Source organism: Accumulibacter sp. (assembly GCF_036625195.1).
GTDB lineage: Bacteria > Pseudomonadota > Gammaproteobacteria > Burkholderiales > Rhodocyclaceae > Accumulibacter.
This window is the reverse complement of record NZ_JAZKUG010000001.1, coordinates 2,329,962-2,347,957: the sequence shown is the minus strand read 5'-3', so window position 1 is coordinate 2,347,957 and position 17,996 is coordinate 2,329,962. Positions and strand designations below refer to the sequence as shown.

The window sequence follows — 17,996 nt, the reverse complement described above, 5'->3', positions numbered from 1 at the left end:
CGACACCCGCCACCAACCGCGACCCGCAACGCGTACACACCACAAGGAGCCGAAGAAAGCCGTGAAACGACAGCGCGCCACCATCGTCGTCGAGCTCGACGGCAGCATCCTCCTCGTCGAGAACCGGGGCGGACTCGTCCTCTTGCCGGGCGGCGGGGTGCACACCGGCGAATCCCGCCTGCAGGCAGCCGCCCGCGAGCTCGCCGAGGAAACGCGGCTGGTGGCGCACTCGCTGCTGTTCCTCTTCGAGCACGAGTCGGCGACCAATCGCCATTCGGTCTTCTGGGCTGCAGCGACCGGAACTGCGCTCGCCGGCGATGACGCCACCGCACTGCACCGGTTCGTCGCAGAAGACGAGGCGCTGAGCGGGCGCATGTCGGCCGCCAGCCGGCAGATCATCGCGCGTTTCCTGGAGCTGCCGCGCGACACGACCGGCGTTCCACGGCCACCCATTGAACAGGAAGCCCGCCTCCTCGACGCACTCGCCACGGCCGCGACGTGACGGCTCGACGGCGATCGGCTTGAACTGCGTACCGTCACGGGGGCGCTGGCGATCAGCCTCGCGGCAGCGATCAACGAGGCAGCAGTGGCGCCCGACGGCGGCCGCAACCATCGCTGCGGCGAGCAAAGTGTCCGGCTGAGCGCCGACGGCCAGCGCCTGCAACTCCTGCCGGAGGGCCCAACCGACATCCTGCAACCGGTGGTCGCCGCCTCCGGTGCGCGCTGCGTCGCGACGAGTGACGAGCGGACGGGCTTCTGGTCCAGGGGCGAACGCGCCACGCTGGTCGTTGGCGGCAGGACCTACCCGGAATGTCAGGCTGCTGCCCGGTAAGCAACCGAATGAAGCGGCCGGCAAGAGAAGCGACAGGCTCCGCCTCGGGGCCCCCCGATCTGGCCGGACACCGGGACGGCCCGGTCTACATCCCGCATTGCAGGCACTTTCCGCCCCATCACCAAGCGGTGCGGGGCTCGCTGCCCGCCTTCCTCGACCTGCTGCGAGAACAGTCGGAACCCGCGATGCGTCTCGTGCCGGGTACTTCGTGTTCGTCTACACCCACCCGTACCGGGACGGCAACGGCCGCATGGCCCACCCACTGATCGATGTGACGCTGGCCCGCGGACGGCTGTCCGTGGACCGTCGTCCCGGTCGCGCAGCGCGCCATCCACACGGCCGCCCGCGAAGAGGCACGCGTCAGGCAGAGCAGCGTCCCGCTCTCCGACTTTCTCGCCGGCCTGGTCGAATCGGATTCCAAGGCGCGCCCTCAACGGAAGGATCAGAAACGCGCACGGGGGACAGACAGGCCGCTCTGCGGCCTTCCGACAGGCGCGAAGGCTGCCGCCCGAACTGCACGCGCCCGGGATCACGACCGGATCGCCGGGACAGCAGCAGACCTCCCCGAGCCTCTTCGTCAGCGTCGATCGGACCACTTTGATTCAGGGGCGTGCGAGCGGAAGGCACGGGCGTGCGAGCTGAAGCCGGGGGCGTGCGAGTTGGTGCCAGGAGCGTGCGAGTTGAACCGAGGAGCGTGCGAGCTGGAGCCAGGAGCGTGCGAGCTGGAGCCAGGAGCGTGCGAGTTGAACCAAGGAGCGTGCAAGCTGGGGCCAAGAGCGTGCGAGTTGAACCGAGGAGCGTGCGAGCTGGGGCCCGGGGCGTGCGAGTTGAACCGAGGAGCGTGCGAGTTGAACCGAGGAGCGTGCGAGCTGTGGCCAGGAGCGTGCGAGTTGAACCGAGGAGCGTGCGAGCTGGGGCCAGGAGCGTGCGAGTTGAACCGAGGAGCGTGCGAGCTGGAGCCAGGGGCGTGCGCGCCACCTCTGACTTCCCGGCCCTCGGGCGCTGGGCTAGGGGTGGGGGCGCCCGAAGGGCTCTGCGAGGGCAGTTGTGGCGCCGAGGCGGTTCGACACGAAACGGAGTAGACCCCCTTCGCCCGCCGCTGATGCACAGAGTCTGGCGTCAGAAGCCAGCCGCTTGATGCGCCATCCATGTGGGCTCGCCCACCCGGTTGCGGTGGTTTCGGTCGTCTGGACAGCCACCGGGGTCGAATAAGCTAAGGCCGGTGGTTGGGTGAGGGTTTTGACTTTCCCGGATTTTATCCTGATGAGATTGAGCGCTGTGGAGCTTGTGGGCAGCCGCCGGCCTGTGGGCGGGCGGTGGGAAACGCATCGCGTTTTCCACGGGCCGTCCACAGGATTGCGCGCAGCGCAAAGGCGGGGATCGGCGCAGCCGACTGTCCACAAATCCACAGCGCCGGGCGGCCATCGCTTACGCCACCCTGGATTGCGCCGCCGCTTGGCGGCCGAAATACGCCTCGTCCGGCGTCTGCCAATCGAGCGACTGGTGCGGCCGGCGGCGGTTGTACCAGTCGAAGAGCTCGGCAAGGCTCTTCTTTTGCTCGATGCCGTTGGCGGCCGGGCGCAGATAGACCCACTCGTGCTTGACCGTCCACCACAGGCGTTCGACGAAGATGTTGTCGTGGCAGCGCCCGCGGCCATCCATGCTGATCCGGATGCCATGGGCCTTCAAGACCCCGGTGAAGTCGTCGCTGGTGAACTGGCAGCCCTGGTCGGTGTTGAAGATTTCCGGGGGACCGTATTTGGCAATGGCCTCCTCGAGCGCCGCCACGCAGAAGTCCGCCGTCAGCGTGTTGGACAGCCGCCAAGCCAGCACCCGCCGGGTCGCCCAGTCGAGGATGGCGACCAGGTACAGGAAACCCTTCTGCATCGGGATGTAGGTGATGTCCGTGGCCCACACCTGGTTCGGCCGGTCAATGACGAGGCCGCGCAGCAGATAAGGATAGACCTTGTGCTCGGGGTGAGGCCGGCTGGTGTCGGGCTTGGGGGTAACCGCCCACAGCCCCAGCTTCTTCATCAGCCGCCGGATGCGTCGGCGGCCGACCTCGATGCCTTCCCGGGCCAGCGCCACCTGCAGCCTCCGGCTGCCATAGACCGGGTGCTCGGTGAAGATCCGGTCCAGCCGTTTCAGCAGTTCGGCTTCCTCGGACGACTCCGGCCGCGGTCGGTAATACAGGCTGCTGCGCGACACACCCAGCAGCTGGCTTTGCCGTTGAAGGGACAGCTCCGCGTTCGGCTTGATCATTGCCCGCCTTTCAGCAGCCGGGCAATGGCGGGCTGTCCCGCCAAGAAATCCCGTTCGACCTGCAGTTGCCCAATCTTCTGGTGCAGCCGGTCGATGGTCTTCTGCGGATCGGCGGCCGTCTTGCCGCCGCGCTCGAACAACCCCCCAGCCCGCTTCACCAATTCCTGCTTCCAGGTGCTGATCATCGTCGGATGCACCCCGTATTCCGCCGACAGCTCGGCCAGCGTCTTCTCCCCTGACAGCGCCGCCATGGCGACTTGCGCCTTGAATTGCGCACCGTGTTGCTTGCGTTTCACGCCCATCTTTCATGCCTTCTCGGTTCGGTCGGCCTTAGCTTATCCGACTGTCCGAAAAACCGGAACCGCCGCAGGTGGCTACATACCTGAATGGGCCAACAACCCTGACGGCGAGGCTCCCGCGCACTGTTCGAGAGCGTTGCCGGGCCAGTACAGAAATCTGTACTATCCCGGCATGAAGACGACACTGAACCTCAACGACCAGCTTCTTGCCGATGCCAAGGCCCTTGCGGCTCAGCAACGGACGAGCCTGACGCGCTTGATCGAAGAAGGCCTGCAGCTACGACTGCGCGCGCAGGCGACTGCGTCCGGACGCGGGCAAGTTCGCTTGCCGGTCTTCAAGGGTCGGGGCGGCTTGGTGGAAAGAGTGGACCCGCTGAGCAACAAGGCTTTGCTGCGGGCTCTCGGCGATGACGCCTGACGTCAACGTCCTGCTGGCCGCTTCGCGCACCGATCATCCCATCATGGCGTGGCGCGCGACTGGCTGGAGCAGGCTCTGGGCACTTCCAGCGAAGGCGCAGTCTTCACCTTGATGCCGATGGTGCTGGCCAGCTTTCTCCGGCTCGTCACAAGTCCGAAGATCTTTCAGAACACGACGCCCATCGAAGACGCGATTGCCTTTGTCGACGCGCTGGTGGCATCGCCCGGTGTGCAATTGGCGACCCTTGGACCGGAGAGGGCGAAGCTTCGGCAGCAATGCCTCGACAAGGGCCTCGGTGGAAACGATGTGCCAGATGCCTGGCTGGCGGCGGCTGCCGTCCATCTGGGCGAGCACCTGGTCACCTTCGACCGTGACTTCAGAAGGTTGCTCGCGCGCAATCAACTCACGCTGCTGGCGCCGTCGTAGGCGTTCGCAGATCTGCGCGCGACGAAGTGACTGGAGCCGAGTGGCCCGCCAGCCGATCGGCGCGCGCAGCGGCTACTGCGCGGCCTTCGTCGAGCTCGGCGGCGTGCCGCCGGCGGGCTTCTTCTCGCGCCGCGGCGCGCGCTCGATGTGGCTGGCGCTATCCCAGGCGCGCAGCTTGGCGGGGCTGCGGGCGTACTTGTTGTTGATGATCGCATCGAGCTGCATCACTTCGGCCATTCCTTCGCGGATCAGGCGGCCGACGGCGGCGGTGCTGGCGACGCCGCTCTGGTCGTCGGACTGCATGCTCGACTCGGCGGAACGGATCGCGGCGACATCGTCCGCGAGTTCGGCGACGAAATCCGCGGGCAATTCGTAAGCGATGAACTTCGCCGCGACGGCCGGGTCGGCGAGTTCGCGGGCAAAGGCATCGGCGGCGGTGAGCAGCACGTTCCGGGCCGCGCTTTCCGGGCTGCGAAAACGGTCGGCGAAGCCGGGTTCGCCCGCGTCGATGGCGCGCGCCGTGCGGGCGATGGCCTGCAGATCGAGGCGCAGCGAATCGAAGAGGACGTCCTTGGCGGTCGCCGAACCGCCACCCTGCTGCGCTTTTTCGCCATCCAGGTCCCGGATGATCTGCGCCAGCCGGGCAAAATGCCCGGCCGCCTTGCTGCCGGCAGCAAAGTCCGCAGCGTTGCCATTGCCGAAAGTCTGCACGCGGCCGAACATGTCATAACGGCGAGTTTCCCGGTCATTCATGATGGGGTCTCCGGTAAAGGGTTGATGGCAGGATTGCAGAAGGGAAATTAGCGCGCTGCGCGCTTTCTGGCAAGCGGTTGATGGGGTGCTCGACTGTCTGCGTCGCCGCGCCGAGCGCGGCCGACCGAGCGCGGCCGGGTGTGCATGCGACCGAGCCTGCCGCCCGGCGAGGCCCGTGCCGCGAGCAGAGATTCCGCTGCGACTGCGCGTGGCGTGGCAGCGGTCGCGGCGGCCGTGCTGCGATGACCGGCGGATGTGGATGGCAACGCCGCCGGCACGTCGTTCGTCGGCGTCCCTGCCCTGCGTGGGATGGCGCGCGTTGATCGCGTCGCCACGGCCGGCGCACCGTGCCTGATCGCCGCTGTCCGTCCATTGCTGCGCCGTGCTCGAGCCGGGACATGCCTACCATCCGCCGCTTCAACCGCAAGGGCGCCGACCAGCAGAAACTCCTCGGCCAGCTCTCGGGCGGCGGGCGGCGAGCGCCGGCGGCTGCACCTGGAGAAGACGCTGATCGCCGGTGGCAACCTCCTCCTGCTCGACGAGCCATGGAAGGACCTCGACGTCGAAACGCTGCGCGCACTCGAGGACGCGTTGCTCGAGTTCGCCGGCTGCGTACGGGTGATCTCGCACGATCGCTGGCTTCCTCGACCGCATCTGCTCGCAACTCTTGGCCTGCGAGGGCGACTCACAGTGGCGCTTCTTCAGCGGCAACGATCCCGAGTACGAGCAAGACAAGCGGCGCCGCCTCGACGCGGAAGCCTCCCACCCGCAAAGGATCCCCTACCGGCCGATCACCCGCTACGACCTTCCGGCCCACAGCGCTGCGCGTCGTCACGGGAATGGAAGCACCCAACGACTGCGCGCCATCCGCGATGGTATGCAGACCGCTGGGGCAAGCGCGCGGCGCCAAAGGATCGAGCATCTGGACAACCCGCGCTCCGCTGACTATGCTGGCGCCAGCAAGGGGGTTTTCCGTCGACGGGTGCTGGCTCCGCCGCGACAGCGAGGGGTCTTTCCCGGTCGAGCGGGGTGCATATTCCGCTGACGGTGGTGTCTACCGCGGAACGTTTGGGGGTGTTCATGAAAAAAGCTTGTTATTTTTCCGACTGTTGCGCTGGAGACTTTGAGTTATGCACCGGCTCGCCGGGCAAACTGCCCCGGCGAGCGCCCCGCGGGCCAGCGGGGTCTACGCCGGATTTGGCGTAGACTGAACGTTGGGCGGCAGAAAGGTGCAGCCCCTCAGCTCATCGCTTCGTATCTTGGCGCCGCGTCGTAACGCGTCATCTTGCTCACTTCAAAGGAGGAACCTCAATGAAAGTTCGAAAACAGATATTGACTTGCATCATCGGAATCACCGCTGCTGTTAGTCCGGGTTTGGTCATGGCACAAGCCGACGTTGTTGCAGAGATCTGCAATGAGGCCGGTGTTTGCGCCCCAGTTGATCCAGTCACCGCACTCATTATCATCGGACTCAAGACCATTGGAGATGAACTAAATAAGGGGGACAAGGGGTTCGGCCCAAACGGAGCAATCCTAAAGTCAATTAATACTGTGCTCGGCGATCTCCAGCGAGGCGGGCTTGGCCCCAACAACGACCTAGTTAAGGCATGGGAAACAATGCGCAAAGACGTGCTTGAAGGTCCAGGGAAAAACAATGATGTGATCAAGGCGCTTGAGCGCATGAATATCAAACTCTAGGCGCGTTCTTCAACTACCACTGCCGCAAAGGAAGCATGATATGAAAGCCTCCCCACTCATTATTGCCTCATTTTTTTTCATTCCCTTCGCCTTTCAGCCCGCGCATGCTGCGGGGTTGCTCGACTGGGCCGATCCATGCGTAGATGCCGAAAAAACATTTAATTCGAATAGCGCTGCAATTAGAAGTCGTGCCGATCAAGCTATTCGTGAATGGGATGGCCGAGTCGAACCACCCGGCGAGTTGCGAGGTCTATATGTGGAAGCGATTCGCGAAGGCGCGTACAAGGCGTGGTCCGATGATCCTGGCACCAAGGCGATCTTGGATGCAATGAAGGCAAAGGATCCACAATTTGACGCCCATGCGTTATTCATGAGCCAGGTTTATCCAAAGGTGGTCACGTCGGAGAAGGAGGCAGAATACGTTCGCCTCGTGTACAAGGCTGACTACGATGGCAAGATTCGCCCAAAGCTTGTTGAATCACGCGATGCACTTGAGAAGACTATCAATAGTGAAAAGCAAAAGTTGGATTCATCGTGCAAACCAGACGTTGTGTCACAGGTCTTGCGGGGCACCATAGGCAATGCACTCGCACTCTTGGGTAACAATTGGAGCGCCGCTCAGACCGAGAAGGGTGATCTAGCGAAATATTTTCGTGCCACCAGCGGCATAAGCATTACCGATATTCAGAAATATGGCATTCAGGGCGGGCCGAACAGTGAGCTTAACAAGTTGCTGGGCGGAGATGGGGGCGTCGCAAGGCAAGTTATAAAGGCCCTCGACCCAAGCCAATGGAAAATTGAATTTCCGACAGTCAATTTACCGAATCTTCCTTTGCCAAATATCCCGCTGCCTAATATTCCACTCCCCAAGATTGACCCTCCGACCGCGACGCTACCCGGTGGCACTAGAGTCTGCGTTCCTTGGTGTTGAAATATTGCGTGAAGCGCATGACCACGTAATTTGTCTCAACAAGATGTCGGTCACATTGAGCTATCCACCATGTGCTTCGTCGTGCTCGAAGTAGTGCGCCGCGCCGCCCAACCCGGCAGTCGAGCGGACCTTGCGCATAAAGCCGCGCAAGGCCGCTCACTTCTACGTTAGAGGGCTCCATATGAAGATCCGCCAGATCATTGGAGGCGTCCTTGTAGTTCCTTCCATGTTCGCCATGCCACTTGTTTGGATAAGCGGCGCAATCCTGCATTTCTTCACAGCGATCGTTGCCTACGGTCTAGCTGGGCCGGGCTTCTGGGGTTACGTCGCAGCCGGTGCGGCATTTACCTTTCCCATAGTTGCAGAGATTGTCGTTTTTGTCTCCGCTTGGAGTACGACAGGAAACGCCATTAACGGCTACTCCACGTGGTTGCTTCTCTGGCTCGCCTTTGTCGTGGCGCTCTTTGGACTAATGGCGCTTGGTGGCTGGCTCGCCAGCCGCGCCGAAGATTGAGGACTGGTGGAAAACTGTGACTTCCGAACTCTGGGTGGCTCTCGGTGTTTTTCTGCTTGGTGTTGGCGTGCTTGTCGGCATCTTTGCCACGAAGACACCGGGCTTCGGTCGTTTCTCCACTGGCGTTCTTCTTCTCGCGTTTGGAATTACCATCGCGGGTTTGTTCTTCGATTTCGGAAAGATCGAGGCCTCGCTCTTTGCAAACGTTCTTTTTGCCGTCATCGGGTTCGCTGGCGGACTACTGGCCAATCGCCAAGAGCCCTCTAACACTGCGCTCCAAGGGACGCTGCGCGATAAAGCCGCGCAGCGTCCCTGAGCTTGGACGTTATCCATCTGGAGACACGCTATGAACGCAGTCCTTGGTATTGCTGGTTTTCTTGCCTTTCTCGCGTTTGGCCTCGCGCAGCTTGCGGCCGGCTTCGTCGGAATTGAGCACGGTATGGGCGCAGGGTGGGCATGGGGCGCTCTCATCGCCGCGCTGATGTTCCGTTTCACGTTGCCAATCACCATCGGTTCTTTCTTCGGCGCAATGAACGTGTGGGGCTGGCACTGGGCTTTGGCTGCCCTATTCGCTGCCCCTGGCCTGGCTTTTGTCATCCCCGGTGTCTTGGCATCCGTGTTCGCCTTGGTTAAGCGGTAATGCCCGTTGGAGTTATCTACGCCTGTGCCGCCCTGCTCTTCGTTGGCGCAGCGCCTCTCCCTTACGGCTACTACACCTTGCTACGGCTGGTCGCGTGCGGCGTCTTTGCATTTGCTGCGTTCGTCGCAGCCGATAGAAAGCACAGGGTTCTTCCTTGGGTCTTCGGCTTGGCGGCACTACTGTTCAATCCAATCGTGAAGGTGCATCTCTCAAAGGAGTTGTGGGCGCTCGTTGATATTGCCGCCGCTATCCTGCTCCTTGCGACCGCCAAGAAGGTGAAAACAGATGCATAACCCTGCGGTCCACCGGACGCTGCGCGATAAAGCCGCGCAGCGCCGGTGACCTCCACGTTAGGGGACATCACTGTGCACCCACTCTATTGGGAGCAAAAGGCTTTCTTGGCCATCACCATGCCTTTCCGCTTCGTGGGAACGCTGCTGATGTTTGTTCTCACCCCGGTTTACCTATTGATGCAGGCCTTGAAGTTACCCTTGTTGCTTTTGCTGATGGTATTCAATCTCGTCTGGGTCGTGCTGGTTGGAGCTATCATGGCGCTCGCCAAGCTCTCCAAAGGAATGCCACCGATTCGTGCTGTATCGTTTGTAATAGCTTTGCCGTTCCTGTTGGTCGCCGATTTCTTGGTAACAATTTCTCCCGCCCCAATGCCGAGCGATGCAGAGGCCAAGCTCCTTAAGTGGCAATTCCTCGAAAGTTTCCCTTATTGCTCGCTTACGCAATAGCCCGCGCGCTCATGCACGAGAGTCAGGCCAATTAGCTGATCAGCGATAGAAACCGTGCTCTTTCCCCTATTGTCGTCCTATTGTAGTCATGGTTGTTGAGGTGCGGGAAAAGGACCGAACGATGCTGCAAATACTCGCCGAAATCTGTCTGGCTATCACAACGTATTTTGTCGGGCGTCAGTTCTGGCAGTGCTTTAAGCGAGAGCGCTATCTCCAGGAATTCATGGCCGATCAAGACCTTCTCCAGAGCTTTATATCACGCGAGATGCTTGATAATCCTCCTCCGCCTATCGCCCTATTCGCTCAGCCTAACCAGGAAGGCTACCACATCAACCTTATAGTGATTTCCATCGCGGACAAGAAAGCGACGCGCCGCCTAGTTGGCGGTTTTTCTGCAGCCTTGCTAGTCGTCGCTGTTGCGAGCTGTTTCATTGGGCCAGGATATGCCATGCTTAACGGTATTTTGCTGATCATCACGCGGCAAGAACCGATTTGCCTGGCCGCAAAAAGGAACGCGTTGGACCACGTTTCGGGCCTGGCGCTGATTCTGTACAATTGGTACGCCAAAGACCCTTCTGACTGTGAACAATTCTTCGACCAGCCATTAACTCTGACTCCATTATATAACGCGGTGAAGAATCTCAAATGACCCACTACGAACAAAGATGGCACGGGGCACCGGGGACAGACCACGGTTTTCTGGCCTAACTCGGCGCTGCAGGCGACCGGCCGCATGAAGCCGCGGCCGTCGCCTAAGCTTTCACGTTATGTTTCATTCCGCCGATGAAGTGCTGGGTTTGTGGTGATGAAGCTCGCACTGGCGAGCACATGATCAAGAGATCCGACTTGCGCGCGATCTTTGGCCACGTTTCACAAGACCGGCCGCTATACCGGCATACAGACAAAAGGCGAAATGTTCCCGTCAAAGGGCTAAACGTTGAGCTGCTGAAATCTGGTGGTCTCCTGTGCGCGCATTGCAACAATCAGCGCACTCAGCCATTTGACCGTGCGTGGGAACGGTTTTCCGCAGCATTGCGCGCCAAGTCAGTTATCCGTTCCGGAGAATGCATAAACCTCGGTAAGGTCTTCCCGGGCTCAGTCAGGAAATCGATGCTTCACGTTCATCTCTACTTCGTGAAGCTCTTCGGTTGTCTTATCGCTGAGAACTCATTGCCCATCGATATTGCTGGCTTCTCGCAGGCCATACTGAACACTGCTGCACACCCGAAAATTCATCTCGCCATTTCTCCGCTCACATACGGCCTGGCCTTTGCCTCAGTGGGCTATTCAGACCTCAATCTCGCCCAACTGAATGGGCGCACCGTGTATGCCACATGGCTCCTGACCCTAGATAGATTCACCGTCCGCGTCATGTACGCAGAACCCACTGAGCGTCGAAAGGGCCTTATCGACTCATGGCATCCATCAGCAATCACGAAATGTCTTCGCGTATCGAGACTATGAAACATAACCCTGCGGTCCACCGGACGCTGCGCGATAAAGCCGCGCAGCGTCCGGTGACCTCCACGTTAGGCCACATACATGCGCACAAAACTTGCCACCTTGATCTTTGCACTTGGGTTGCCTGTCAGCGCCAGCGCTGGTGCACGATCGGAGCCCGCTTGGCATCCAGCAGTGTTTAACATGATAGAGAGCTGGATTTCGGACGTCGAGAGCCCTGTAGTTACAGAGCTAAACCTCGATGCTGTGCAACGGAACCGAAATCAGTTTGACCAAGACGAGGTGAAGCAGGAAGGCGGGTGGGTAATTTACCGCGTGCCCGATGGAGGCTTCAAGCGTTACCGCGTAATCGAGCAGAAAGAAAATTACTTCAAGGTGGAGTATCAGGACAATGGGGGCGGAACAATGATCACAAGTTCAAAGATTGGATTTAGGCTTGAAAGGCGAGAGATTCTTGTGGATGGGAGGCCAAAGGTAATCAACACCCTTAGAGTGATTTCATACTCCAAATGAAGATGTGGACTGACATTCGTGTAACACCGCATGGGCCGCTTGTCTCACCGCCGGAAAGTCTCCTCGCTGAAGGTGATCGATGGAGCCGTCGTAAAGCGAACAAAGTATCGAGGCAGTTCACTCGTTGATTCACTGTGACCGCCCGAGTGCATACCCCCTGCATGCAGAAACGAAATATGGGACAGACCACGTTTTCCGAGCCAGCGAATAATGCGGGACAAACCACGGCTTTCTGAACGAGGGCTGAATTCATGAAGCGCAAGATATACCTTGAAACCTCCGTCATCAGCTACCTGACGGCTCGTCCCAGCAGGACCATTATCGGGGCTGCTCATCAGCAAATTACTCTTGCCTGGTGGGAAACCCGCAACCAGTACGAACTGCTGGTGTCAGAGTCGGTATTGCGTGAGTGTGGCGCCGGTGACCCAGATGCAGCCGTGAAACGGCTGGCAGTGTTGAAGGATGTGCCTCTGCTCTTGATCACTGAGCAGGCACTCCATATCGCAGAATCGTTGGTGGGACATGGAATTGTCCCGGCCAAGGCTGCGGAAGATGCGCTGCACATTGCGGTCGCCACGGTCAGTGGTGTGGATTATCTGCTGACATGGAACTGTCGGCATATCGCAAACCCGGAAATGCAAAGATGCATTGCTGACCACCTTGAGCCGATTGGCCTATTTCTGCCCTTTATTTGCACACCGGAAGAGCTTCTTGGAGAAGAGAATGCTGAATGACGAAATCATCGAAGAAGTGCGGGCCATTCGTGACGCCCATGCCGCTAAGTTTGCCTATGACCTGCGCGCGATTTATGCAGACCTGAAAAGGTCGGAAGCTGAGCGTATTGCCGCCGGCCATCCCTTCGTTTCTCCGCCATCGGAACTTCCGTCGTCCAACTCTACATTGCAGCGGACTCGCTTCGCTCACCACTGAATTCGAGCGTTGGGCGTCACATCAACAAAGCAGCGCCATTGATGAAACGTGAAGAGCGTGCTGCTCAACTCTGGAGCCTACTTGTGGACGAGCGTCAAGGAACGCGTGGCGAAGCAGAAGCCCCTCGACAAAATCAGCCTGCGGCGTCTGATCGAGACGGCGCTGGAGCGCTTTAGACGTTGCCAGAGATCGTGCAAGGATTTTTTCGGCATCCGGATTGCGCTCCTACAATATGAATATACCGTGTTTATTGGCTGGTAGCGACAGACCACGGTTTCCCGAACCAAGGCAGAAATGATGAAGCGGCAAATATACATCGAGACCTCCGTCATCAGCTACCTGACGGCTCGACCCAGCAATGATTCAATCAAAACGGCATGCCAGCAGATTACCCGCCTTTGGTGGGACGCCGGACGTGTAGCGGTTTCGGCTTTTATTTCACCTTAGGTGGTTGAAGAGGCCAGCGCGGGCGATCCGCAAGCGGCCAGGGAGCGCATCGAAGCGTTGCGCACCATTCCCGTATTGCCCACTGCTCCCGAGATTATTGAGTTGGCCGAATTCCTGGTACTTGGTGGCGGACTGCCAACCAAGGCTCGTCTTGATGCCCTGCACATCGCCTGCGCGAGCTATCATCAAGTCGACATCTTGCTCACTTGGAATTGTGCGCATATCGCCAATCCGGCAAGGTTGCCGGTGATGCGCGGTTTGTGCGCCGCCAGAGGCTACAAGCTACCTGAAGTCGTGACACCCTTTGCGTTGATGGAGCTACCTCAATGACTGGAACCGCATACTGGCACGACCCCGTTGTGGCTGAAATTCATGCCACGCGCGAACGCCTTGCCGAGCACTATCATCATGACTTGCTCGCTTACTCGGAAGCAGCAGAGGCGCATTGCCGGGCGTTAGGCTTGCACATGGCAGAAGACCAACATCATGCCGCGCGGATTGCTCCTATAGGTGTTGCTGCTGCTTGCCCAGCCCAACTCGGTGGTCCAGCGGACGCTTCGCGATAAAGCCGCGCAGTCCCGCCGACTTGCACGTTCGGCATACCAGTCATCGCCCATGAAAATCGACAGCCTTGATCACTTGGTACTGACCGTCGAGGACATCGACGCCACCGCGTCTTTCTATTCCCAAGTGTTGGGCATGGACATCATCACTTTCGGTGGCGGTCGAAAGGCCCTTGCTTTTGGCGCACAGAAGATCAACCTGCATCAGCACGGAAAGGAGTTCGAGCCAAAAGCACAGAGGCCCACCCCCGGCTCGGCTGATTTGTGCTTCATGACCTCAGTCCCATTGCATGAAGTCACACGCCACCTCTCCGCGTGCAATGTTGCGTTAATCGAAGGTCCGGTTCAGCGCACGGGTGCTGCAGGGCCGATTCTTTCGGTCTATTTTCGCGACCCGGACATGAACCTGATCGAGGTTGCAAATCGCGTTCATGCCTGACAGACGGTTCGCGCCGAACGCTCCGTCAACAGACTTCGCTTGCTCTCTCCGCGCCGCGCAAGCGGCACGGTGGTCCACGAAATAGCGAGAGAGAAGGAGTCGGCAATGTTCCAAGAAGTTCTGACGTTCTGGTTCAAGGAAATTCAACCCAAGCAGTGGTGGATCGCTGATCCGGTATTTGATGGCCTGGTCAAGGAGCGCTATCTGGGTCTATTGCAGCAGGCGGCGGCGGGAGAGCTTCACGAGTGGCGTGTCAGGCCCCATGGACGCCTGGCCGAGATCATCGTGCTGGACCAGTTCTCGCGGAATGTTCATCGAGGTACGCCGCAAGCCTTTGCCCAGGATGCAATGGCGCTGGTTCTGTCGCAGGAGGCCGTTGCGGCAGGGGCGCTTGCCGTTCTTGGCAGCGATGAGCGCAACTTCTTGCTCATGCCCTTCATGCACAGTGAGTCGCGTGTGGTCCATGTGCAGGCCGAGGCCTTGTTCAAGGAGTACGCACCGGCCCGTGGGACTTTCCGTCGCTGCGTCCCTCAAGGAAGCCTGCTCGAGAAGGACAGGAGCGGGCGTCCTGCTTGCCGATCCCTTTCCGCTCGCCAATGGAGATACCATGCAAACCGCCATGAACATTCGCATCGCCACGACCGACAGCGAGATTGCCGCCTGTTTTCCCGTCACGCGGGAGCTTCGTCCGCACCTCGTGCAAGAGCAGTTTCTCGCCCGGATTCGGAGTCAGGAACATGCGGGGTATCGGCTGGCCTACGTTCGCGCAGCGGACCGCATCGTTGCCGTTGCCGGATTTCGGCTTGCTGAAAACCAGGCCTGGGGGCGTTTCCTGTACGTCGACGACCTGGTCACTCTGCCCGAGCAGCGCTCGCAGGGCCATGGTGCCCGGTTGCTTTCCTGGCTCAAGGGACAGGCTGCACGGCAAGGTTGCGAGCAGATGCACCTGGATTCGGGGATGCAGAGAAAGGAGGCGCACCGTTTCTACGCGCGCGAAGGCATGACCATGGCAAGCCTCCACTTCGTCGACCAGATTGCACCCGGCAACGCGCCCCAGGCGCCGCCGGGAAACGACATCCCTGAGCCTTGACGCGGCGCGACACCGATTGGCCGCGCGAAGGCTGCAGCGGTGGTCGTGATTCGATTGATGCGGATCCATATTGGAGCAAGAGCGCATGTATCTGCCAGAGCACTTCGACGAAGCACGCGAGGAAGAACTTCTGCGGACTGTTGCCGCGTACCCCCTGGGTGCTCTGGTGGTCGCTGGACCCGATGGCCTCGATGCCAACCACCTGCCGTTCCTGATCGACGAGACGAGCACGAGTCCGAAAAGGCTGTTGGCGCACGTCGCTCGCGCGAACCCGTTGTGGCAGGAAAGCACGGACGGGAGTGCGGTGCTGGTGATCTTCCGTGCCGGAGACGCCTATGTCTCGCCGAACTGGTATCCCAGCAAGCACGATTTCCACAGGCAAGTCCCGACCTGGAACTACCGCGTCGTGCACGTGCATGGCAAGCTCTACGTCCGGGACGACGAACGGTTCGTGCGTGGCGTCGTGGCGCGACTGACGCGCACCCATGAGGCGCAGACCGGTTCGCCGCGGCCTTGGAAGATGGGCGATTCCCCGCCGGAATACATCGACCGGATGCTCTCGGCGATCGTCGGCATCGAGGTCGAGGTCACCCGGATGATCGGCAAGTGGAAACTGAGCCAAAACAAGGAGGAACGGGATCGCATCAACGCGGCGGAGGAACTGCGCCAGCGTGGTGAGCAGGCAATCTCCGCAGCGATGCTCGACACGGTTGACACGGTTCGACCAACCCTGTTCTGATCTGTCACAGTACGTCCTCAACGTCCAGGCGATCTGCTCAACAGGAAGGAGAAGAAACGATGAAACGACCCCTTGCATCCTTGGGTTCCCTCGTGGGTGGCGCCCTGCTCGCACTGGCCAGCCTCGCCGAGGTTCAGTCACCGCCGGTGATCCCTCCCTCGATCAGCACACCGGACCGGGTCGACAGCCGGATCGGCACGCTCGAATTCAGGGACGGCGCGCCGAGCCAGGCGACCCTGGACAAGGTCTACGACCACCTTGACTACACACGCGCCTTCGAGGCATTCGTGAACACGATGCAGGGCGTGAACGCGGCCGCCATCCGCAAGGGCCTTCTCGATGTCGGCGTGAAGGACAACGAGATCCTCGTGTTCTCCCGCCTGATGGACGCGAAATCGCTGTTCCTGACGGCCAACGCGGACACGGTGTACTTCATCGGCACCCTTGACCTGACGAAGGGACCGATGGTGCTGGAGACGCCGCCCAACGCCCTGGGCACGCTGGACGACATGTGGTGGCGCTGGGTGATCGATTTCGGCGCGCCCGGCCCGGACCGGGGCGCGGGCGGCAAGTACCTGATCCTGCCGCCCGGCTACGACGGTCCGGTACCCGAGGGCGGCTTCTACGTCGCCCGCTCGAAGACCACCCGCGTCCTGATCCTGGGACGCATGTTCATGGAGAACGACAGCCCGGCACCGGCGGTGGAGGCGATCAAGAAGTTCACCAGGATCTATCCGTACCAGGCCGGCGGTGTGGGCACCAGCGTGGCCGAGTTCCTGGGCGGCAAGGCCCGGCTGGGCCCGATCACGGCACCCCCGGCCACCGTGTTCCACGAGGGCAGCGGCAAGGTGATGAACACCATCCCGCCCAACGACTTCAGCTACTTCGAGATGCTCAACGAGGTGGTGCAGCAGGAACCGGCCACCGCGATCGACCCCGAGCTGATGGGCCCGATCGCGGCGATCGGAATCATCAAGGGCAAGCCCTTCGCGCCCGATGCGCGCCTGCGCAAGATCCTCAACGACGCGCTCGCCGTGGCCAACGCAACCTCGCGCAGCCTGTTCATGGCGCCGCGCGCGGCCGACTGGCACTATTACCCCGGCTCGGCATGGACGAACTTCCTGTTCGTCAGCGGTCACGAGTTCGAGACACCGATTCCGATGATCACGCGCGAGGGCGTCAAGCCGTTCGCGCCCACCGGCTACCGCACCCTCGACGCTCGCGCGGCCTTTTTCTACGGCATCACCGGGATCACGCCGGCGATGGCGATGCGGCTGCCGGGCATCGGCTCGCAGTACCTGCTCGCGTTCCAGGACGCGAACAAGCAGTTCTTCGACGGCGCGAAGACGTACAAGGTGACGCTGCCCAAGGGCATCCCCGAGGCGAAGTTCTGGTCGCTGACGCTCTACGACAACCAGTCGCGCTCGATGCTGGACACGCCGCAGCGCTACCCCCGCGCCGGCAGCCAGAAATTCCCGTCCCCTGCCGCTGAGCCGGACGCCTCGGGCGTCACGACGGTGCACTTCGGGCCGAAGCAGCCTGAGGGGGTCAAGCGCGGCAACTGGATCCAGACGACGCCTGGCAAGGGCTGGTTCGTGATCCTGCGGCTGTACAGCCCACTCGAGCCCTTCTTCAACAAGAGCTGGCGGCCGAGCGAGATCGAGCTGGTTCGTTGAGCCGGCCAGCCAACCGGCTCGTGCAGGCGCTGGATATTCTTGGAGACACTGTGCGGATTCGAGAAGCGCTGGCGTCAGATGAGCAGGAAATAAAAGGGGTTCATCTCGCCGCGTTCGGAGATGAAGGCCCAGTGGTCGCCGACCTGGCTTTGGCGTTGATGGCCGATGAATCCGCAAAGCCCATCCTGGTGCTTGTCGCTGAGTCGGAGAAAGGCGTAGTTGGCAGCATAATCTTCGGCTCAGCGCACATACCGGGCGCGGAGTGTGGCCCTTCGTACATACTGGCGCCTTTGGCCGTAGCGCCTGAGATGCAACACATGGGCGTCGGACGACAGCTTGTCGAGTCAGGGCTGACAGTACTTCGGGAGCGTGGTGCTGAGCTGGTCTTCGTTCTCGGAGACCCCCGCTATTACGGTCGGTTCGGATTCGGCACGGGGCACAAAGTGCGTGCACCCCATGCTATTCCGTACCCAGAGGCCTGGATGTGCCTGCCGTTGGGCAAGCTTGTTCCAGATATGGTTGAAGGTCAGTTGGCTTGTGCCGAGTCGCTCAACCGGGCAGAGCATTGGTGACGACAATATCCGGCACTTCGCTGCAGGCGCGCCAGCCCTGACGGGCCGCGGCC

General features: G+C 60.8%; 25 protein-coding genes and 2 pseudogenes. 25 read left to right on the top strand and 2 right to left on the bottom strand.

The window, feature by feature from the left end:
- The first annotated feature begins 61 nt into the window (after positions 1–61).
- Positions 62–502, top strand: coding sequence for an NUDIX domain-containing protein (locus V5B60_RS10350; RefSeq protein WP_332346922.1), 441 nt, complete (start codon positions 62–64; stop codon positions 500–502).
- A gap of 84 nt (positions 503–586) precedes the next feature.
- Positions 587–832, top strand: a complete 246-nt coding sequence (locus V5B60_RS10345; protein ID WP_332346921.1) for an MliC family protein — start codon at positions 587–589, stop codon at positions 830–832.
- 1,428 nt (positions 833–2,260) lie between these two features.
- Here the strand turns inward: V5B60_RS10345 and V5B60_RS10340 are convergent.
- Positions 2,261–3,396, bottom strand: a protein-coding gene (locus V5B60_RS10340) for an IS3 family transposase (RefSeq protein ID WP_332346920.1) whose coding sequence is annotated in 2 segments (ribosomal slippage) — positions 2,261–3,132 and positions 3,132–3,396 — 1,137 coding nt in all. Because the reading frame shifts where the segments join, the coding sequence is not laid out codon by codon here.
- A gap of 133 nt (positions 3,397–3,529) precedes the next feature.
- Between V5B60_RS10340 and V5B60_RS10335 the strand changes: the two genes are divergently transcribed.
- Together V5B60_RS10335 and V5B60_RS10330 are read left to right on the top strand one after the other, a co-directional pair.
- Positions 3,530–3,811 (top strand): DUF6364 family protein, encoded by a 282-nt coding sequence (locus V5B60_RS10335; RefSeq protein ID WP_332346919.1) that lies wholly within the window; start codon positions 3,530–3,532, stop codon positions 3,809–3,811.
- 48 nt (positions 3,812–3,859) lie between these two features.
- Entirely contained in the window at positions 3,860–4,237 is a 378-nt protein-coding gene (locus V5B60_RS10330; RefSeq protein WP_332346918.1) for a TA system VapC family ribonuclease toxin, read from the top strand.
- Between the two features lie 72 nt (positions 4,238–4,309).
- Here the strand turns inward: V5B60_RS10330 and V5B60_RS10325 are convergent, their stop codons facing one another.
- Positions 4,310–4,990 (bottom strand): hypothetical protein, encoded by a 681-nt coding sequence (locus V5B60_RS10325; protein WP_332346917.1) that lies wholly within the window; start codon positions 4,988–4,990, stop codon positions 4,310–4,312.
- Positions 4,991–5,397: 407 nt separating this feature from the next.
- Between V5B60_RS10325 and V5B60_RS10320 the strand changes: the two are divergent.
- The 21 genes and pseudogenes from V5B60_RS10320 to V5B60_RS10220 all read left to right on the top strand — a co-directional run.
- Positions 5,398–5,789, top strand: a pseudogene (locus V5B60_RS10320) (energy-dependent translational throttle protein EttA); the annotation flags it as partial.
- Positions 5,790–6,301: 512 nt separating this feature from the next.
- Positions 6,302–6,688, top strand: a complete 387-nt coding sequence (locus V5B60_RS10315; RefSeq protein WP_332346916.1) for a hypothetical protein — start codon at positions 6,302–6,304, stop codon at positions 6,686–6,688.
- 40 nt (positions 6,689–6,728) lie between these two features.
- Positions 6,729–7,619: a hypothetical protein gene (locus V5B60_RS10310; RefSeq protein WP_332346915.1), complete on the top strand. Its 891-nt coding sequence runs from the start codon at positions 6,729–6,731 to the stop codon at positions 7,617–7,619.
- A gap of 181 nt (positions 7,620–7,800) precedes the next feature.
- A complete protein-coding gene (locus V5B60_RS10305; protein ID WP_332346914.1) occupies positions 7,801–8,133 on the top strand; it encodes a hypothetical protein in 333 nt (110 codons plus the stop codon).
- Positions 8,134–8,149: 16 nt separating this feature from the next.
- Positions 8,150–8,449 carry a hypothetical protein gene (locus tag V5B60_RS10300; protein ID WP_332346913.1) on the top strand — a complete coding sequence of 100 codons (300 nt, stop codon included), beginning with the start codon at positions 8,150–8,152 and terminating at the stop codon, positions 8,447–8,449.
- A 30-nt stretch (positions 8,450–8,479) separates the two neighbouring features.
- Positions 8,480–8,773: a hypothetical protein gene (locus V5B60_RS10295; protein WP_332346912.1), complete on the top strand. Its 294-nt coding sequence runs from the start codon at positions 8,480–8,482 to the stop codon at positions 8,771–8,773.
- A complete protein-coding gene (locus tag V5B60_RS10290; RefSeq protein WP_332346911.1) occupies positions 8,773–9,066 on the top strand; it encodes a DUF6804 family protein in 294 nt (97 codons plus the stop codon). The genes V5B60_RS10295 and V5B60_RS10290 overlap by 1 nt, the downstream gene beginning before the upstream one ends.
- Before the next feature lie 105 nt (positions 9,067–9,171).
- Positions 9,172–9,513 (top strand): hypothetical protein, encoded by a 342-nt coding sequence (locus tag V5B60_RS10285; RefSeq protein WP_332346910.1) that lies wholly within the window; start codon positions 9,172–9,174, stop codon positions 9,511–9,513.
- Positions 9,514–9,634: 121 nt separating this feature from the next.
- Positions 9,635–10,162, top strand: a complete 528-nt coding sequence (locus V5B60_RS10280; RefSeq protein ID WP_332346909.1) for a hypothetical protein — start codon at positions 9,635–9,637, stop codon at positions 10,160–10,162.
- A 179-nt stretch (positions 10,163–10,341) separates the two neighbouring features.
- Positions 10,342–10,977, top strand: a complete 636-nt coding sequence (locus tag V5B60_RS10275) for a hypothetical protein (RefSeq protein WP_332346908.1) — start codon at positions 10,342–10,344, stop codon at positions 10,975–10,977.
- Positions 10,978–11,055: 78 nt separating this feature from the next.
- The gene (locus V5B60_RS10270; RefSeq protein WP_332346907.1) at positions 11,056–11,487 is read left to right on the top strand and encodes a hypothetical protein; all 432 of its coding nucleotides are present in this window, start codon (positions 11,056–11,058) and stop codon (positions 11,485–11,487) included.
- Between the two features lie 251 nt (positions 11,488–11,738).
- Positions 11,739–12,221, top strand: coding sequence for a type II toxin-antitoxin system VapC family toxin (locus V5B60_RS10265; protein ID WP_332346906.1), 483 nt, complete (start codon positions 11,739–11,741; stop codon positions 12,219–12,221).
- Positions 12,211–12,417, top strand: coding sequence for a hypothetical protein (locus tag V5B60_RS10260; protein ID WP_332346905.1), 207 nt, complete (start codon positions 12,211–12,213; stop codon positions 12,415–12,417). The genes V5B60_RS10265 and V5B60_RS10260 overlap by 11 nt, the downstream gene beginning before the upstream one ends.
- A 48-nt stretch (positions 12,418–12,465) precedes the next feature.
- The gene (locus tag V5B60_RS10255) at positions 12,466–12,678 is read left to right on the top strand and encodes a hypothetical protein (RefSeq protein ID WP_332346904.1); all 213 of its coding nucleotides are present in this window, start codon (positions 12,466–12,468) and stop codon (positions 12,676–12,678) included.
- 186 nt (positions 12,679–12,864) lie between these two features.
- On the top strand, positions 12,865–13,194 hold the full coding sequence (locus V5B60_RS10250; RefSeq protein ID WP_332346903.1) for a type II toxin-antitoxin system VapC family toxin: 330 nt from the start codon (positions 12,865–12,867) through the stop codon (positions 13,192–13,194).
- A gap of 285 nt (positions 13,195–13,479) precedes the next feature.
- Positions 13,480–13,866, top strand: coding sequence for a VOC family protein (locus tag V5B60_RS10245; RefSeq protein WP_332350524.1), 387 nt, complete (start codon positions 13,480–13,482; stop codon positions 13,864–13,866).
- 105 nt (positions 13,867–13,971) lie between these two features.
- Positions 13,972–14,310 (top strand): annotated as a pseudogene (locus V5B60_RS10240) (DUF924 family protein); the annotation flags it as partial.
- 163 nt (positions 14,311–14,473) lie between these two features.
- Positions 14,474–14,956, top strand: a complete 483-nt coding sequence (locus V5B60_RS10235) for a GNAT family N-acetyltransferase (protein ID WP_332346902.1) — start codon at positions 14,474–14,476, stop codon at positions 14,954–14,956.
- Between the two features lie 85 nt (positions 14,957–15,041).
- A complete protein-coding gene (locus tag V5B60_RS10230) occupies positions 15,042–15,695 on the top strand; it encodes an FMN-binding negative transcriptional regulator (protein WP_332346901.1) in 654 nt (217 codons plus the stop codon).
- Positions 15,696–15,754: 59 nt separating this feature from the next.
- Positions 15,755–17,371, top strand: a complete 1,617-nt coding sequence (locus tag V5B60_RS10225) for a DUF1254 domain-containing protein (RefSeq protein WP_332346900.1) — start codon at positions 15,755–15,757, stop codon at positions 17,369–17,371.
- 20 nt (positions 17,372–17,391) lie between these two features.
- Positions 17,392–17,943 (top strand): GNAT family N-acetyltransferase, encoded by a 552-nt coding sequence (locus V5B60_RS10220; protein WP_332346899.1) that lies wholly within the window; start codon positions 17,392–17,394, stop codon positions 17,941–17,943.
- The last annotated feature ends 53 nt before the right edge of the window (positions 17,944–17,996 follow it).